Source organism: Ruegeria sp. BB1, assembly GCF_056539465.1.
This window is the reverse complement of sequence record NZ_JBQFVB010000002.1, coordinates 267,445-283,125: the sequence shown is the minus strand read 5'-3', so window position 1 is coordinate 283,125 and position 15,681 is coordinate 267,445. Positions and strand designations below refer to the sequence as shown.

General features: G+C 55.8%; 12 protein-coding genes. 9 read left to right on the top strand and 3 right to left on the bottom strand.

Annotation, left to right across the window (positions count from 1 at the left end; all coding sequences use genetic code 11):
- Positions 1 to 397: 397 nt before the first annotated feature.
- The 7 genes from ACR0AL_RS09010 (at position 398) to ACR0AL_RS08980 (ending at position 9,616) form a co-directional block, all read left to right on the top strand.
- Positions 398 to 1,333 carry an ABC transporter substrate-binding protein gene (locus ACR0AL_RS09010; protein WP_170361707.1) on the top strand — a complete coding sequence of 312 codons (936 nt, stop codon included), beginning with the start codon at positions 398 to 400 and terminating at the stop codon, positions 1,331 to 1,333.
- Between the two features lie 60 nt (positions 1,334 to 1,393).
- Entirely contained in the window at positions 1,394 to 2,473 is a 1,080-nt protein-coding gene (locus tag ACR0AL_RS09005; protein ID WP_170551862.1) for a quaternary amine ABC transporter ATP-binding protein, read from the top strand.
- 4 nt (positions 2,474 to 2,477) lie between these two features.
- Entirely contained in the window at positions 2,478 to 4,541 is a 2,064-nt protein-coding gene (locus tag ACR0AL_RS09000; RefSeq protein ID WP_480662717.1) for an ABC transporter permease, read from the top strand.
- 177 nt (positions 4,542 to 4,718) lie between these two features.
- Positions 4,719 to 5,924: a YcaO-like family protein gene (locus tag ACR0AL_RS08995; protein ID WP_170350071.1), complete on the top strand. Its 1,206-nt coding sequence runs from the start codon at positions 4,719 to 4,721 to the stop codon at positions 5,922 to 5,924.
- Positions 5,921 to 7,231: a TfuA-like protein gene (locus ACR0AL_RS08990; RefSeq protein WP_170350070.1), complete on the top strand. Its 1,311-nt coding sequence runs from the start codon at positions 5,921 to 5,923 to the stop codon at positions 7,229 to 7,231. Before ACR0AL_RS08995 ends, ACR0AL_RS08990 begins: the two co-directional genes overlap by 4 nt.
- Before the next feature lie 42 nt (positions 7,232 to 7,273).
- Positions 7,274 to 8,569 (top strand): gluzincin family metallopeptidase, encoded by a 1,296-nt coding sequence (locus ACR0AL_RS08985; protein WP_480662715.1) that lies wholly within the window; start codon positions 7,274 to 7,276, stop codon positions 8,567 to 8,569.
- Positions 8,570 to 8,722: 153 nt separating this feature from the next.
- Positions 8,723 to 9,616 carry a hypothetical protein gene (locus tag ACR0AL_RS08980; RefSeq protein WP_170350069.1) on the top strand — a complete coding sequence of 298 codons (894 nt, stop codon included), beginning with the start codon at positions 8,723 to 8,725 and terminating at the stop codon, positions 9,614 to 9,616.
- A 62-nt stretch (positions 9,617 to 9,678) separates the two neighbouring features.
- Here the strand turns inward: ACR0AL_RS08980 and ACR0AL_RS08975 are convergent, their stop codons facing one another.
- Positions 9,679 to 11,397, bottom strand: a complete 1,719-nt coding sequence (locus tag ACR0AL_RS08975) for a tetratricopeptide repeat protein (protein ID WP_480662713.1) — start codon at positions 11,395 to 11,397, stop codon at positions 9,679 to 9,681.
- A 143-nt stretch (positions 11,398 to 11,540) separates the two neighbouring features.
- Complete coding sequence (locus tag ACR0AL_RS08970; protein WP_170350067.1) at positions 11,541 to 12,185, bottom strand: GNAT family N-acetyltransferase; 645 nt, start codon at positions 12,183 to 12,185, stop codon at positions 11,541 to 11,543.
- A gap of 288 nt (positions 12,186 to 12,473) precedes the next feature.
- On the opposite strand from ACR0AL_RS08970, the gene ACR0AL_RS08965 reads away from it, so the two are divergent.
- The gene (locus ACR0AL_RS08965; RefSeq protein WP_170350066.1) at positions 12,474 to 13,316 is read left to right on the top strand and encodes a fumarylacetoacetate hydrolase family protein; all 843 of its coding nucleotides are present in this window, start codon (positions 12,474 to 12,476) and stop codon (positions 13,314 to 13,316) included.
- A gap of 6 nt (positions 13,317 to 13,322) precedes the next feature.
- On the opposite strand, the gene phnY is transcribed toward ACR0AL_RS08965, so the two are convergent.
- Positions 13,323 to 14,771 carry a phosphonoacetaldehyde dehydrogenase gene (gene phnY / locus ACR0AL_RS08960; protein ID WP_480662711.1) on the bottom strand — a complete coding sequence of 483 codons (1,449 nt, stop codon included), beginning with the start codon at positions 14,769 to 14,771 and terminating at the stop codon, positions 13,323 to 13,325.
- A 231-nt stretch (positions 14,772 to 15,002) separates the two neighbouring features.
- Between phnY and ACR0AL_RS08955 the strand changes: the two genes are divergently transcribed.
- On the top strand, positions 15,003 to 15,677 hold the full coding sequence (locus ACR0AL_RS08955) for a GntR family transcriptional regulator (protein ID WP_170350064.1): 675 nt from the start codon (positions 15,003 to 15,005) through the stop codon (positions 15,675 to 15,677).
- Positions 15,678 to 15,681 lie beyond the last annotated feature (4 nt).

The window sequence follows — 15,681 nt, the reverse complement described above, 5'->3', positions numbered from 1 at the left end:
GTCAAATAACCTTCGACTTCTTAACAATTCAAGAATTTTTATTTGTGGATCGGGTTTGGTGGTCAAAACAAATACCGAAGCGTGTCTTATTGGTATCTGGGTCGGGCTGGTCAATCATCAGCAGAGTACAGATCTTTATCGTGTAGTGATGCGCAAAAGAACCGAACCCGTGTTGCGCATCAATTACTTAGGGTGCAAATCCTTGATGGTCTGTTTTCTCATGTTAGGATCGCGTTCATGCTCAGCTTGGTGCAAGTGAAGATCGCATTCGAAAGAGCTAATAAAAACACTGTTGATAGAAAGCAGTCTGTTGGGCCAAATACCTGCAACTGTACTGTTTTTCGATACAGCAAACAAAAAAGGCCAAAATGGCCAGTCCACCAACGGAGGTCACACAATGACTATTTCAAACTCTCTGAAGCCTGCTTTGCTGGCTTCAGCCGCACTGCTGTTAAGCCAGGGCGCTGCTCTGGCCGATCCCATCAAGATTGCTGTCAACGAATGGACCGGTCAGCATATCTCGGCCCATTTTGCAGGGGCGCTGTTCGAACAGCTGGGCCACGAGGTCGAGTACGTGACCGCCGGTGCCGTGCCGCAGCTGGCCGCCATTGCCGAGGGCAGCCTGCATTATCAGCCGGAACTTTGGACCAACAATGTCGGCGACATCTACCCCAAGGCCGTTGAGGCCGGGGATATCATTGTTGTCGGCGGCCTGGGGCTTGAGCCGCAGGAAGGCTGGATTTATCCGCCGTACATGGCCGAAAAGTGCCCTGGGCTACCGGCCTATGAGGCGCTGTATGACTGCGCGCAGGCTTTTGCCGCCGCGGATACCTTCCCGGATGGTCGTCTGATCACCTACCCGGCAGACTGGGGAACCCGGTCAGCCGATCTGGTTGAGCTGATCGATCTGCCGTTCAAGCCGGTTCCGGGCGGTTCCGAAGGAGCGATGCTGGCCGAACTGAAAAGCGCCGTGGCCGCCGAGCAGCCTATCCTGATGATGATGTGGCAGCCGCACTGGGTCTTTGCCGAGACCGATGTGAACTGGGTCGAATGGGACACGCCGCATGGCACCTGCGACGAGGCCAGCCAGAAACGCGGCGAGGCGTGCGGCTTCCAGCAGGCGACTGTCGATAAGATCGTCTCGAAAGATTTCGCGTCGACCTATCCGGATGCGATGAAGATGGTTGAGCAAATGAACCTGACCAACGACGTACAGAACGTACTGATCCTGGAAGTGGATCAGAACGGGCGCGAAGTCAAAGAAGTCGTGGCCGAGTGGATGGGCGCAAACGAAGACGTGTGGCAGCCTTGGGTTGCAGCGGCAAAACAGTAACCCGTCTCTGACCATGGTGGAGCGCGACATATGCGCTCCACCCTTTGTAAGGCTGCTAAAATGACTGCATCGTCCCCAACCAGCACCCCGAAACTGTCCTGCAAACATGTTTGGAAACTTTACGGTAAAGGGGCGGATCAACATCTGCGCAACATCGGTGTGGCAGGTCAGGACCCAAGCGAGGCTAAGGCCCTGGCTCAACACATTCGCGATGACGGCGGCATTGTCGCCTCGACCGATGTCAGCTTTGATGTCATGCCGGGCGAGATTTTTGTGATCATGGGGCTTTCAGGTTCGGGTAAGTCCACCATTGTGCGCTGCCTGTCCCGTCTGGTCGAACCCACCGCCGGGGAAATATTGCTGGATGGTGAGGATCTGCTGAAGGTCTCGGCGAAGGAACTGATAGACATTCGCCGTCACAAGATGGGGATGGTGTTCCAAAGCTTTGGCCTGATGCCGCACCTGAACGTACTGGAAAACGTGGCCTTTCCCCTGAAGTTGCAAGGGCTGGACGACAAAGAGCGTCTGGAGCGCGCCGAGCGCGTGATCTCATTGGTCGGCCTAGAAGGGCGCGAAAGCAGCTTTCCCAGCCAATTGTCGGGCGGGCAGCAACAGCGTGTCGGCATTGCACGGTCGCTGGCTGTAGAACCAGAGGTCTGGTTTCTGGACGAACCCTTCAGCGCGCTGGACCCATTGATCCGACGCCAGATGCAGGACGAGTTTCTGCGGCTACAGCAAGAGCTGCACAAATCTATCGTCTTCATAACCCATGATTTTCTTGAAGCGCTGCGCATTGCCGATCGAATGGCAATCATGAAGGATGGCGCAGTGGTTCAGATCGGGCGTCCAGTCGATCTGATCTTGAACCCCGTCGATGATTATGTGCGTGAATTCACCAATGACGTCCCGTGGGAACTGATCCTGACGGCTGGCGATGTGGCTTCGGACAACGTCCCGCCGAGCGGGATCAAAGAGGTTCCGGCCTCAACCAATGTGGCCGATCTGCTGCCCTATCTGGCCTCTCACGACAACGGGGTGGCCGTGCGCAAGGACGACAATGCGCTGGTACACATGACCAGTCAGAACGTGATTGCCGCTTTGGCCAGCGGTGTATCAGACGCCTCAGCGGTCAAGGACTGACCTAATGGATGCAGTTTCGAACAGATCGCTGGTGGTCTGGCTTGCGGTCACAGTGCTTGTGGCCATTTGCGTCGTCTTTGCCAAAAGCCTTGGGCCACTGGTCACCTATCCTGATGCACTGGTTCTGCCGGTAACCGACCCGATGAATATCGCGATGCGGTGGTTTGTGGTGACCTTCGGCTGGTTTTTCAAAGCCATTTCTTGGCTGTTGGATTGGCCCATCCTTTTGGCCAAGACGGTTCTGCATGCGGTGCCATGGGTGGCGTGGTTTATGCTGTGGGTCTATCTGGCCCTTCGTGCAGGGGGTCGGGGGCTTGCGATCTTTACCGCCGTCAGCCTTTTATACATGGTCACGTTTGGGTTCTGGACACAGTCCATGAACTCTTTCGCGCTTGTGGTTGTTTCGATTCCAATGGCGGTGGCACTGGGCTTTGCGCTGGGAACCTGGGGGTTTCTGTCTGACCGAGCCTATCGGATCATCATGCCAGTCCTGGATCTGATGCAAACCGTTCCGGCCTTTGCCTATCTGCTGCCGATCCTGCTGTTGTTCGGATTTGGCACTACGGTCGGTTTGGTCGCTTCCATCCTGTTCGCCTTTCCTCCAATGGTGCGCAATACCATCGTTGGCCTGCGCGGTGTTCCGGACGAAGTGATCGAGTCCGGCCTGATGAGCGGTGCCACCCCATCCCAGCTATTCTGGCGCGTGCGGGTTCCAACGGCGCAGCGGCAAGTCCTGCTGGGGGTGAACCAAACGACGATGGCATCATTATCCATGGTGATCATTGCATCGATCATCGGCGGCACAAACGATATCGGCTGGGAGGTGCTATCGACCATGCGCAAAGCGCAGTTCGGTGAAAGCCTATTGGCAGGGATCGTGATCGCGTTGATGGCCATGGTGCTGGATCGGATCACCTGGGGGTTCGCGGTGCAGTCCAGTTCAGCTAAACGCGGGGCCAAGGGCTGGATCATCTGCGCTGCGCTGTTTGGCGTTGCTTGGGCGCTGGCCATGGTTTTCCTACCCCTCAAAGACTGGCCCGAAGCGTGGGTGCTGAACCCCGCCCCGGCTATGAACGCGGGGCTTGAGTGGATCTTTGTCGAATTCCGCACCACGCTTGAAGCAATCAAACGGGTCGCGCTGTTCTACCTGATGCTGCCAATCAAGATCGGGCTGTCTCAGGCCGTCAGCCCGTTTACCTGGGGTTTTGCCATGACACCCGCCGTGACCACGGGTTATGCACTGATCGTCGCGGTAATAGCTGGGTATTTCGCGTTCAAAGGCAAGCAGTTGCAAGCTCTTTGGGTGATCCTATTCGGCCTGGTCTTGTATTCCGGCCTGACCGGGCTGGCCTGGATTGCGCTTTGCGCCGTGATCCTGGCCCTGGCCTGGCAGGCCGGAGGGAAGAACCTTGCACTCTGGGCGCTGGCCGGGGTCGCTTTTTTGCTTCTGACCGGAATTTGGGAACCGTCAGTCATTTCCTTGTACCTCTGCGGCGTAGGCGTTCTGCTGTCATTTCTGTTCGGCAGCGCCATCGGCATCTGGGCGTCCGAGAATGACACTGTGTCCCGCATAGTAAGGCCCGTTATCGACACGTTGCAGACCATGCCGCTATTCGTGATCCTCATTCCCTTTGTGATGGTGTTCAAAATTGGTGAATTCACGGCTCTTCTGGCCATTATCGTCTATGCGATTGTTCCGGCGATCCGATACACCGAACATGGGCTACGTAACCTGCCGCATGACGTGATCGAGGCGGCAACAGCCATCGGAACGACGCCCCGGCAGTTGCTGTGGCAGGTGAAATTGCCACTTGCGGTGCCATCAATCATGCTGGGCCTAAACCAGACAATCATGTTCGGGATTTCAATGTTGGTGATTACCGCCCTAGTGGGCACTGACGATCTGGGCCAGCAGATTTATATCGGCCTCGGAGATGGCGATTTCGGGGTCGGGATGACTGCCGGTATCGGCATGGCCATCATCGCAATGATCGCCGACCGCATCACGCAGGGGTTCAGCCAACAGATTCAAGCACGTCTGGGCGTGAAACTGAACAACGCACTTTAATCTCCAGCGGTACGATATACTGGACACACGGCCTGACAATGTTACGCGGCAGCTCCCGAAAGGTCCAAAGGCCGCAACGGTTGACCGACAGGGTATGATCTATCATCCTGCCCCGTAACGGACTGGCCCGGCGCAATTATTTTACGTTGAGCGAAATTTTCAAATAAGGCTCTCAACATGCCCGATGGATCGCAGAAGCAATATGTGCTGGACACGCATCGGCTGCGCGACCCCGAGCACACCTTGCAAATCGTCAAACCATTTCTAAAAGGCATGGGCATCACCCGGATCGCAAACCTGACCGGTCTGGACAGGATCGGATTGCCCACTGTGATGGTCGCCCGACCCAATTCCCGGTCGGTTGCTGTGTCACTGGGCAAAGGGTTGTCACTGCGCGCAGCCGAAGCATCAGGCGTCATGGAGGCGATTGAATCCTGGCATGCTGAACGGGTGCATTTGCCTCAGCGTCTGGCCAGATATGCCGAATTGGTCCAGAACGCGACCGTTGTTGAAGTGGCGGAACTGCCGCGCGTGACCGGCGGGCATTTCGACCCGCATGCCAACATGCTGTGGGTTTTGGGTCGTGATCTGGGCACGGACAACGCATGCTGGGTCCCACTTGAGATGGTCGATACCGACTATACCACCGCGCCGGTTGGCGGTCAGGCTGCCTTTCCTCGCACGACCAACGGTCTGGCGTCGGGAAACAATGTGGCCGAGGCCAGCTGTCACGCCATCTGCGAGTTGATCGAACGGGACGCCACAACATTGTGGCATCACCGTGCGAGCGCTCCCCGCCTTGATCCAGACACTGTGGATGATCCGCGCTGTCGTCAGGCCATCGAAATGATAGCCACAGCCGGGCTTGAGATAGGGTTGTGGAACACGACTTCAGATATAGGTATTGCCAGTTTCCGCTGTGTGATTTGCGAAGGCGGCGGACAGCCCGGCCATATCGGTATTGGTGATGGTTGCCACCCAGACCGTGCGATCGCCTTGCTGCGGGCCCTGACCGAGGCGGCACAGACGCGACTTACCTATATCTCTGGCGCACGGGATGATCTGGATCCAGAGGAATTCACCGATCAGGCCAAGATGGATCGGGGGCGCTATGTGCATGACCTAATTGATAGTGTCGCAGCGGATCAAAGATTTGACGATTGTCCGTCTCATGTGACCGGGTCCTTTGACGAAGACCTGGAATTGCTGCTGCAACGGCTTGCCGCCGTGGGCATTTCACAGGTGGTGACGGTTGATCTGTCGCGGCCTGAAATTGATATCGCCGTGATCCGGGCTGTGATCCCCGGGCTGGAGGCTCCGCATGACGATCCAGATTATGTGCCCGGCCTCCGGGCACAGCGCATAGTGGATGGTTTGGCATGACGGCAGTTGTTTTTGTGGGACCTACCCTGACGTCTGACGCAGTGGCCGAACATCTGGATGCGACCATTCTGCCACCCGTTCGACAAGGCGACGTCTATCGTGTCGCGCGCGAAAAACCGACCGCAATCGGGATCATAGACGGATTTTTCGAAGGGGTTCCATCGGTATGGCACAAGGAAATCCTATGGGCGATCGAACTGGGTATTCCGGTCTTTGGCAGCGCCAGCATGGGCGCGTTGCGCGCGGCCGAGCTGGCTGATTTCGGAATGATCGGGGTTGGTCAGATCTTTCAGGACTATTACACCGATGTCCTGCAGGATGACGATGAGGTTGCCGTGCTACACAGCCCGGCCGAACTGGGGTTCCAACCTCTCAGCGAGCCGATGGTGTCGATCCGCGCAACTGTGGAGCAAGCGCAGGCTGCGGGTGTCCTGCCTACGGACACGGCGTCTGAGATGCTACATCTCGCCAAGGTCATGCACTATCGCCAGCGAATTTGGGCGGATATTATCTCTGCCGTGCAGGACTTGCCAGGAGTGGACGGTTTCGCGGATTGGCTGCCGACGGGTCGGGTCGACGCCAAGGCGGTTGACGCATGCGCCATGCTGACCCGCATGTCGGATCACTTGAATGGTACACCTTTGCCCGCGACCGAGGTGACGCGTACCGAACCAACCCTGATGTGGAAAGCCTTATGCGCAAGGGTGGATGGCGGTGAGCCGAAAGCTGATCGCGCCATTGTCGACGAATTGCGTCTGAACCCTGACTTATACGCGCAATTGAAAGATCGCGCCGCGTTGGCGCTGCTGTCGCGCGAAGATGCCTCTAGACGGGATCGTACCCCTACACGCGCTGATCTGGTCCGGAAGATGGACGATCATAGGGCGGCAACAGGCTTGTCACGGCGGTCTGACCTGATGGCGTGGATTGAGGCGAACGATCTGAACCCCGAAAGCTATGAGGCTATGCTGGCAGACGCTGCGCGGATCGACGCCACCGTTGCATCCCGCGCGAGCTATTTGGACACACAACTGCTGTCAGAATTGCGTCGCACGGGTCAATACACCCTGTTGCGGGATCGGGCCGCCAGCAAGGGACAGAACGCCATTCCGGCGGGCTCATCCGGAGTGGATCGTTTGCGGGTGCTAATGTGGTATTTTGAATCTCGTCTTGACCAACAGGTGCCTGATGATCTTGACTCCTACGCAGTGGCGCTTGGTCTGACCGGGCGCGATGCGTTTTATGACCTGATAGAAGCCGAGTTTTTATATTGCCATAAAAGTGCCGACGCCGGAGCCGCCGATTAAAGGCCGCCGGAATTGACCGGGCACGATACCGGAGGGCGTTTTGTGAACTACCCCGAACAGATCGAAGACGAAGAACCCGGCACTCGATTCCTGCTGTATCCGCAGTCGCCTTTTCTGGAACCTGATGCCCCATTGGAACTGGTCGAAATCTCTGCCCCTCAGGGCAGTATCGGCCCGGGGCCGTCCGGGCCGCGCATGTATACGGTGAACCCGGTGGGAAAAACCACGCCTTACGGTGCCATTATACCGGGGCCGAACGGTCCGGGCATGTACCTGCCACCATGGGACGGATATATCCATCCGCCGGCAATGCCGGATGAGTTCGGAAATTTCATCCATATCGACCCAACCGACCCGGCCTTTGAGGCTGCGCATCTGTATGGTTCAGCCCATTTCACAATGGATGTCTGGCAGGGGTATTTCGACCGTCAGATCCCTTGGCACTTTGCCCGGGACTTCGACCGTCTGGAACTGTCACTTCTGCCCAGCCTCGACAACGCGCATATCGGTTGGGGTTTTCTGGAAACCGGTGGCACCCATGAACACGGGAATGAATACCGCCCTTACAGCCTGAATTTCGACGTGGTCGCGCATGAAGTCGGCCATGCGATTATTTACAGTGTGATCGGAATGCCAACAGACGGAGATGCCTCGGGCGAGTATTACGGGTTTCACGAATCCGCTGCCGATCTGGTGGCTCTGCTGGCGTCATTGCACTTCGGTTCGGTGGTGGACGCGTTGCTCGAAAACACGCGGGGGAACCTCTATACTTTCAACCGCCTCAGCCGTTTTGCCGAACTGTCGGACAACGCGCAGATCCGGATTGCCGCCAATGATCGGACTATGTCGGAATTCGCCACCGGATGGTCCAGCGAGCACGCGTTGTCCGAACCCCTGACCGGTGCGATGTTCGATGTGTTCGTCGACATCTACCACGAACGATTGCTGGTGCATGGCCTGATCTCGGCGGAAGAAGAGGACCTGTCGGACCAACTGGAAGGCACGCCAGAATACAGCCAAGTGATGCAGGGTATTTTTGACAAGCGATACGCCGAAAACCCCGAAGGGTTCCGCATCGCCCTTATTGAGGCGCGCGATTATCTGGGCACCTATCTGGCCGACGCGTGGGAGCGACTGGACGCGGATATGCTAAGCTATTTCGGTGTCGAAAAGGCTTTGCTGGCCGTGGATCAAGAGATTTCCGGCGGCGCATTTCGTCGCATCATCGAAGGCAATTTCCGCATGCGCGATATCGGCCTGACAACGGCCGGTCCTCGCGTGCCGGACCCCGATGAAGACAGTCATTCCGATTCAGTTCGCACGCAGGTGCCGGGTTAGCGCCTAAAATCCTTTATTTTTAAACGGTTTTATGGCATGCAATCTTGGGGTGATTATTGGAATGTATTTGCTCGAATTATTTGTTCGAGTCTAATTTAAAGGGGGGAGATGAGGGTTCAAACTCCGTCGATCCCATAGTTGGGAGAAAATGAGATGTCCGAATCTTTGCTCAGTTTTTCAGAAGTGTTGTTGTTTGGCCGTTTGTTGAATGATCTGAAGGTCGCAGCTTCGAAGAATGTGACGCCGGCTAAAACCGTAAAGCTTGTTGCGAAGAAAAAGGTCAAAGTGAACAAGACTTTGTCCGTCGCGGATGACACTATCGACGGTGAAGAAGTTGCGAACGACGAAAAGGTTCTGATTACCGGAAATCGTCCGAAAAAGAATGGTATCTATACTGTAAAAGTAACGAACTCCAACTATACACTAGAGGATCAGACACGGGTGAAAGAGGGCGCTCTTGTTAAGGTCGCCGATGGGGACAAATACGCAGACAGCTATTGGGAACAGACTTTGCCCACGCCGACTGGCTTCAATAAGCAAGAGTTTGTATTCCGCAAGGAACTTTCAGAAAAACTTGGAGCCAATCAGCAGCTCAAAGATCAATATGGCGATGACGCCAGATTGGCGCGTATCTATGGGTTCTCTTACGAGGGCACCTATTATGAGTTGCCGGAGCCCACTATTTTCCTGGTTCACGGAAAGGGTGAAAGCCCAACTGAAGGTAACAAACCCGGTAACCTTGCGTCCAGAGCCCCGAGTGACCCAACCCTCTCTGGCGTTGCTTCAGCTGATTATCAGATCGCCAACGACATCAAGGTGTGGGACTATGACAAGGCCGATTACACCGTCCGGATGGATGTAATGACTGGTCAGTTTGAACAGGTTCTGCTGGATATCTTTTTCGGCTTTGACAGCCCGGCCGTTGGCGGAGCCCGCGTGAGTGGCGCGCGTGTCAGCGGAGCTCGTGTCAGTGGGGCGCGCGTCAGCGGTGCCCGTGTGAGCGGAGCCAGGGTCAGCGGTGCGCGCGCACGAGGCTCAGAAGACTGACGCAGTTTTACAGTATCGGGAAAGAACACGGCAGGCCCTTGCAAAACAGGGCCTGTCTTTATTTAGAAACCTGCCTTTTTCAGGCCCCCAACAAAATGTTGCGTGTCTTCTTCTAACTTGTCCGGCTGCACTGTTTCCCAACGTGCCAGTGAAAAATTAGGATGCGCGATACGGTGCTTATCCGCGATCTGACGCGCAATGTCGGTTTCACCAAGTTGTGCATAGCTTGCTGCCAGCAAACGTTGCCCTTCTGTAGGGTTGTTCATCTTGTTTACGGCGTCGATGGCGTCTTGATACTGCCTGAGATTGAAATATGCCCCACCCAGATGCCATAAGTATTGGTCCGGGAAGTATGGATTCAACCGCATCGCCTGCTGCAGATGAGTGATTGCCGTTTCGTTGTCACCGTAGTGAGCCAGCGCGTCGGCATAATCTGAATGCATATCGGCGTCGTTGGGATTCAATGCCAACGCCCGCCTATACGACTGTAGGGCCGCGTCATGTTCCTTGCGGTATAGGTGGACATACCCCAATTCACCAAAACCGCGCGCGTCCGTGGGATCCAGTTCAATCGCCCGCTGTGCGAAAGTCAGCGCCTGATCCAGGGCTTGCGTAGGATCTTCGGACCAGGAATAGCGCCAGTCGATATTCAGCGTTCGTGACAGGGCAGCCGCAGCGCGTGCATAACCCCCATCCCGGTCAAGCGCACTCTGATAGAAGTTTTGCGCCTTCCGGTTGTCATTCCTGGTGTATTTGAAGATGTGATACTGGCCCTGCAAAACAGAGCCATAAGCCTCGAGGTCGGATGGGACCGACTGGATCATCCGCTGCTTTTCATGCGACTCGATCATCACCGCGGTTGCGGCCACGATGCACTCGGTCACCTCATCCAGAATGTCGAAAATATCGTCGATATTACGATCAAACCGCTCACCCCAGATGGTGCGTTCGGTTGAGGCATCGATCAGTTCCGCCGTGATCCGAATGCGGCTGGCCGAGCGACGCACGCTGCCCCGCGCGATATACCGCACGTTGAGCTTTTGCGCGGCCTCTTTCGGTGGCATCCCCTGCGTCTTGAAGAAAAAGGACGAGTTCCGCGCGATTACGAACAGATTGCGGAACTTGGACAGGTTCATGATGATGTCGTCGGTCAGCCCTTCGGCAATCCAGCTGTCGGATTCGTCTCCGCCATTACTGCTGAAGGGCAGAACCGCCACCGAGGGTGTATCGGGACGTTCCAGAATATTTCCTGGCATATCCGGCCGCATCGTTCCAGCCATCGTGGCGCCAGCGACTTCGCTGCGGACACAATAGGTCGAGACAGGCGCAAGGATGTTCTTCAGGTGTTGCGGACCGAGAAATTCATAACCATAGCGCAGCCGGTTACAGACCTGATCATAAACGGCGGAACTGACGTAAACCCTTTCTGGCTCAGCAATTTCCTGAAGACGCGCCGCGATATTCACATTGTCGCCATGAATGCCGCGATCGTCGATCAGGATTTCGCCCAGATGGACGCCCGCGCGAAAGTTGATTCGTTGTTTTTCGGCGCGATCCTGATTGTGTTGGCTGGCAATGCGGTGCAGTTCGACGCCGAACTCCACGGCACTGGTGGCAGTTTCGAACAAAGCCAGAATACCATCGCCGCGCACCTCGACCACCCGGCCCTGAAAACGCGCGCAGGTCTCTTCAAGATGAGAAATCAACGATTTCAATGCGTTATAGGTGTCCAGCTCGTTCTCACTCATCAGGCGGGAATACCCGACGACATCGGCAAACAAGACTGCACCCAGCTTCTGCGTTATGGAAGAGTTTGGACTCGTGGTGTTCACATTCATAACTCGTATTAGGGGCTGCGTTCGAACCCTATGGTCACCTTATAGCAAAATGTGCCTCTGCGCTTGCAGAGCAATTGCACACCCCGTTAGTCACACTTATCAACCTGTGGTGGCCAAGACCAGCTTGGGCACCCGTTCTCTCCGAAAGTCACAACTGTTTCTGAGCTAATGCTTTTTGCCAGGGTCGGACGAGTATTCATCCAATCCTGACGGAGAAGTCCAACAACAATCATGTCATGAAACGTTCCGTCTGCATACCAGGCTTGCCGCATGGTACCTTCGACCTGACATCCCAGTCTTTCCACAAGGTCGCGGCTGATATGATTATCCTGCCTGTAATATGAGGTCAGCCTGTTCAAACCCAGTTGACGGAATGCAAAATCCGCCACCAGTGCCGTCGCTCTGATGGCAAGGCCCAAACGCCGAACCGATTTTTCGACAAACATGGCGATGACCGCGTCCCGGTTTACCGGGGAAATCGCCTCGAGCCCAACAATCCCCACCACTTGTCCGCTATTGGAGACGACAACGAACCAGCACTTTCCGCTGCCGCCTGACGCGCTAAATGCATCGCGCCAGACGTCTTCGGTTTGCGCAAGGTTGAACGGAATCCGCGATGTACGATCAAATCGGCCGAGGTCCTCGATATCCTGAAACCAGGGTGTGATTACCTCCAGATCTGCTTTTTCAAGTGGGCGCAGTTTGAATACGCTGTCGGACTTGTCTGACAATGGACCAACTACCTTTAACTAATATCAGAAAATATACACCCCAGAGCCTAACATACATAGGCAGCAAATACGAAATGAGAAAACAGCGGCCCGGCGATTATATACCTATGGTTGCGAAGATCAGACCCCGACGTGCCGAAGATCAACATGCCCTTGGTCGCACGATCCGGAAGTATGCCCCGCACCGGTTTGTCTATTGCACGCCCAAGGCGGCGGTGATTTGGTCACATCGAACAGCCTATTGCCGTCGTCGGCGGCTGGACCAACTGAGTTGAAAGGGAACAGGATATGAAGCTGTTACGCTATGGGCCGGTTGGCGCGGAAAAGCCCGGTATTTTGGATGAGGCCGGTAAAATCCGCGATCTGTCGGGGATTGTTGACGATGTAACTGGCGCGATGCTTGGCGATGAAAGCATGGCGCGGCTGCGTGGGCTCGACCTTGGAACATTGCCTGTCGTCGACGGTGATCCGCGGATTGGGGCATGTGTCGGGAATGTTGGTAAATTCGCCTGCATCGGCCTGAACTATGCCGATCACGCAGCCGAAAGCGGTCTGGACCTGCCCGACGAGCCGGTGGTTTTCTTCAAGGCGACCTCTGCCATCGTAGGTCCGAATGACACTGTCGAAATCCCGCGCGGTTCGGTTAAGACCGATTGGGAGGTTGAACTGGGCGTCGTCATCGGTAAGCACACCAAATATATTTCCGAAGCCGAGGCGCTTGACCACGTAGCCGGATATTGTGTGATCAACGATCTGTCCGAGCGGGATTTTCAACTCCACCGCTCGGGCCAGTGGGTCAAAGGTAAATCGGCCGACACGTTCGGCCCGATCGGACCCTGGCTGGTCACCCGGGACGAGATCGCCGATCCACAGAACCTGCAGATGTATCTTGAGGTGAACGGGCATCGCTATCAGGATGGTTCGACCAATACGATGCATTTCAGTGTGGCCACAGTCATTTCGCACCTGTCGCAGTTCATGTCACTGCAGCCGGGGGATGTGATTTCAACCGGAACACCACCGGGTGTGGGTATGGGACGGACCCCTCAAATCTATCTGAAACCCGGTGACAAGATGGAATTGGGCATCCAAGGGCTGGGCGTGCAGCGACAGGACGTAGTGCAGGGCTGAACACCCTTACTCTGGCCAGGGCAAGGAATAGGTCTTGACGTTGGTGAAGAATTTCATCGCCTCGATGACCCCTTCTTTGACCCCGTTGCCGCTGTCCTTGATGCCCCCAAAAGGCGACATTTCGCTCCGGTACCCGGGTTGTTCCCAGATATTGCAGGTTCCGACATTCAGACCATTGATATAGGCAATCGCGCGGTTCAGATCGTTGGTGCAGACGCCCGAGGACAGGCCAAACGCAGTTCCGTTTGAGATTTCCATGACCTTGGCGTCATCATCTGGCACGCGGACGATGGGTATGATGGGACCGAAGGTTTCCTCCATCACCAGCTCGCTGGTGTGGGGAACCTTGTCGACGACAATCGGCGGCAAAAGCGCGCCCTGACGACCGGGGTGGTAGAGAATCACCGCGCCCTCGCCTTCAGCCATGTAAACACGTTTTTCGAACAGTTCCGCAGCCTCGGAATGGATCACGCAGCCCAGTTGCGTTTCAGGATCCTGCGGATCGCCAAAGCGAATGGCCTTGGCCTTTTCCAGAACCAACGGCACAAATCTATCCGCCACGCTTTCCTGTACGAGAATACGTTTGATCGCCGTGCAACGCTGCCCGGAATTGCCAGTGGCCCCGGCCACGGCGATGGCTGCGGCCCGGTCCAGATCGGCCTCGCTCAGATCGTTCAAGACGATCAGGGGATCGTTACCGCCCAACTCTAGCGCCTGACGTTTAAACCCCGCTTTTTCGGCAATCATTTTGCCCACCGGCACCCCACCCGTGAAGGTGACGATGTCGATGTTTTCATTGGTGACCATCTCATCACCAATGTCCTGTGGCCAGCCAGTGACCACCTGGAACATTTCGGGCGGCAACCCTGCCTCGTACAGGATGTCAGCCAGTGTCAGCGCTGTCAGCGGGGTCAATTCGGTCGGTTTGCAGACCATGCAATTGTTGGTGGCAATCGACGGTGCAACCTTGTGGCTGACCATGTTCAGGGGGTGGTTGAAGGGCGTGATCGCGCTGATGGCTTTGACCGGTTCGCGTTTGGTGAAAATCTTCCGCTGCTTGCCACTATGGGTCAGATCGCACGAGAACACCTCACCATCATCCTTCAGCGCTTCGGCTGCGGCGAACTGAAATACATCCTGCGCCCGCTTGGTTTCGTAAATCGCATGCTGGTGGCAGATGCCAAGTTCCAGCGTCAGCCACTTCGCCAGATCGTCGCGTTTTTCACCTATCAATTCACCTGCGCGCTGCAGAATCTGGCTGCGTTCGTACCGGGTAAGCTTTGGGGTATAACTTGCAGCGACCTCAAAAGCCTTGCGTGCGTGTTCGGCGGTGCCTGCTGGCACTGTGCCAATAACCTCGTTGGTATAAGGGTAGTGAACGGGAACCGTAGCCTCGGTAAAAACGATCTGCCCCCCGATGCGCATGCCCTCGTTGCGAATGTCGGATGTATTCATGATCCCGTCCATTTTTCTTAAGCGCCGCTGTTGTTTCATAGATAAATACGTCAATAATCCTGTATATCGTCTCGTACCGTCAGAACGCCATTTTCGCACCAAAGAAATCCCTGCTCATGGTCCGTCAGAATCTGTGCGACACCTAATTGTTATCCTTATTGCAAAAGGCTTGGAAATTGTTCAGGCATTTTGTATTTTGGATACAAGTTTCCAGTACCCGAGACGAAGTGAATGCCCAGAACGCGTGCGATCCCCCGACAAAGCCTGCCCGACGTCATCACCAACGATCTGCGCGAGCGGATTCTGAGCGGTGAAATCGCCGAAGGTGAAACCATTCGTCAAGAGGCACTGGCTGAGGATTACGACGTCTCGCGCATGCCGATCCGCGAGGCGCTGAAACGGCTGGATGCCGAGGGCCTCGTGCAGCTAACCAACAACCGAGGTGCTGCGGTCACATCGCATTCCCTGTCCGAAATCGGAGAGATTTTCGACCTGCGGGTCTTGCTTGAGGTGGATCTTTTCAAACGCGCCATTCAGCAGATGACTGCCGCCGATTTCAACGAATGCGATCGGATTCTGGATGCGATGGAAAAGTCCTATGATGCATATGATGTGGGCCGCTGGGGCAGCTTGAACAATGAATATCACATGGCGCTTTACGCCGCTGCCGGTCGCGGGCTGAGCAACGAAATCCTTCAGCGGGTAAACGTGCAGTCCGACCGCTATGTTCGCATGCATCTAAGTGTAATGGAGCAACGCGAACCCGCCAAGAAAGACCACCGCGAGCTATTGTCGCTGGCCCGTGCGGGGCGGGTCGATGATGCCTGTGACCTGCTGACCCGGCATATCCAGCGCACCAAGGAACAATTGCTAGCCATGATTACGGCGACGCGTAAAACCGAATAAGCGG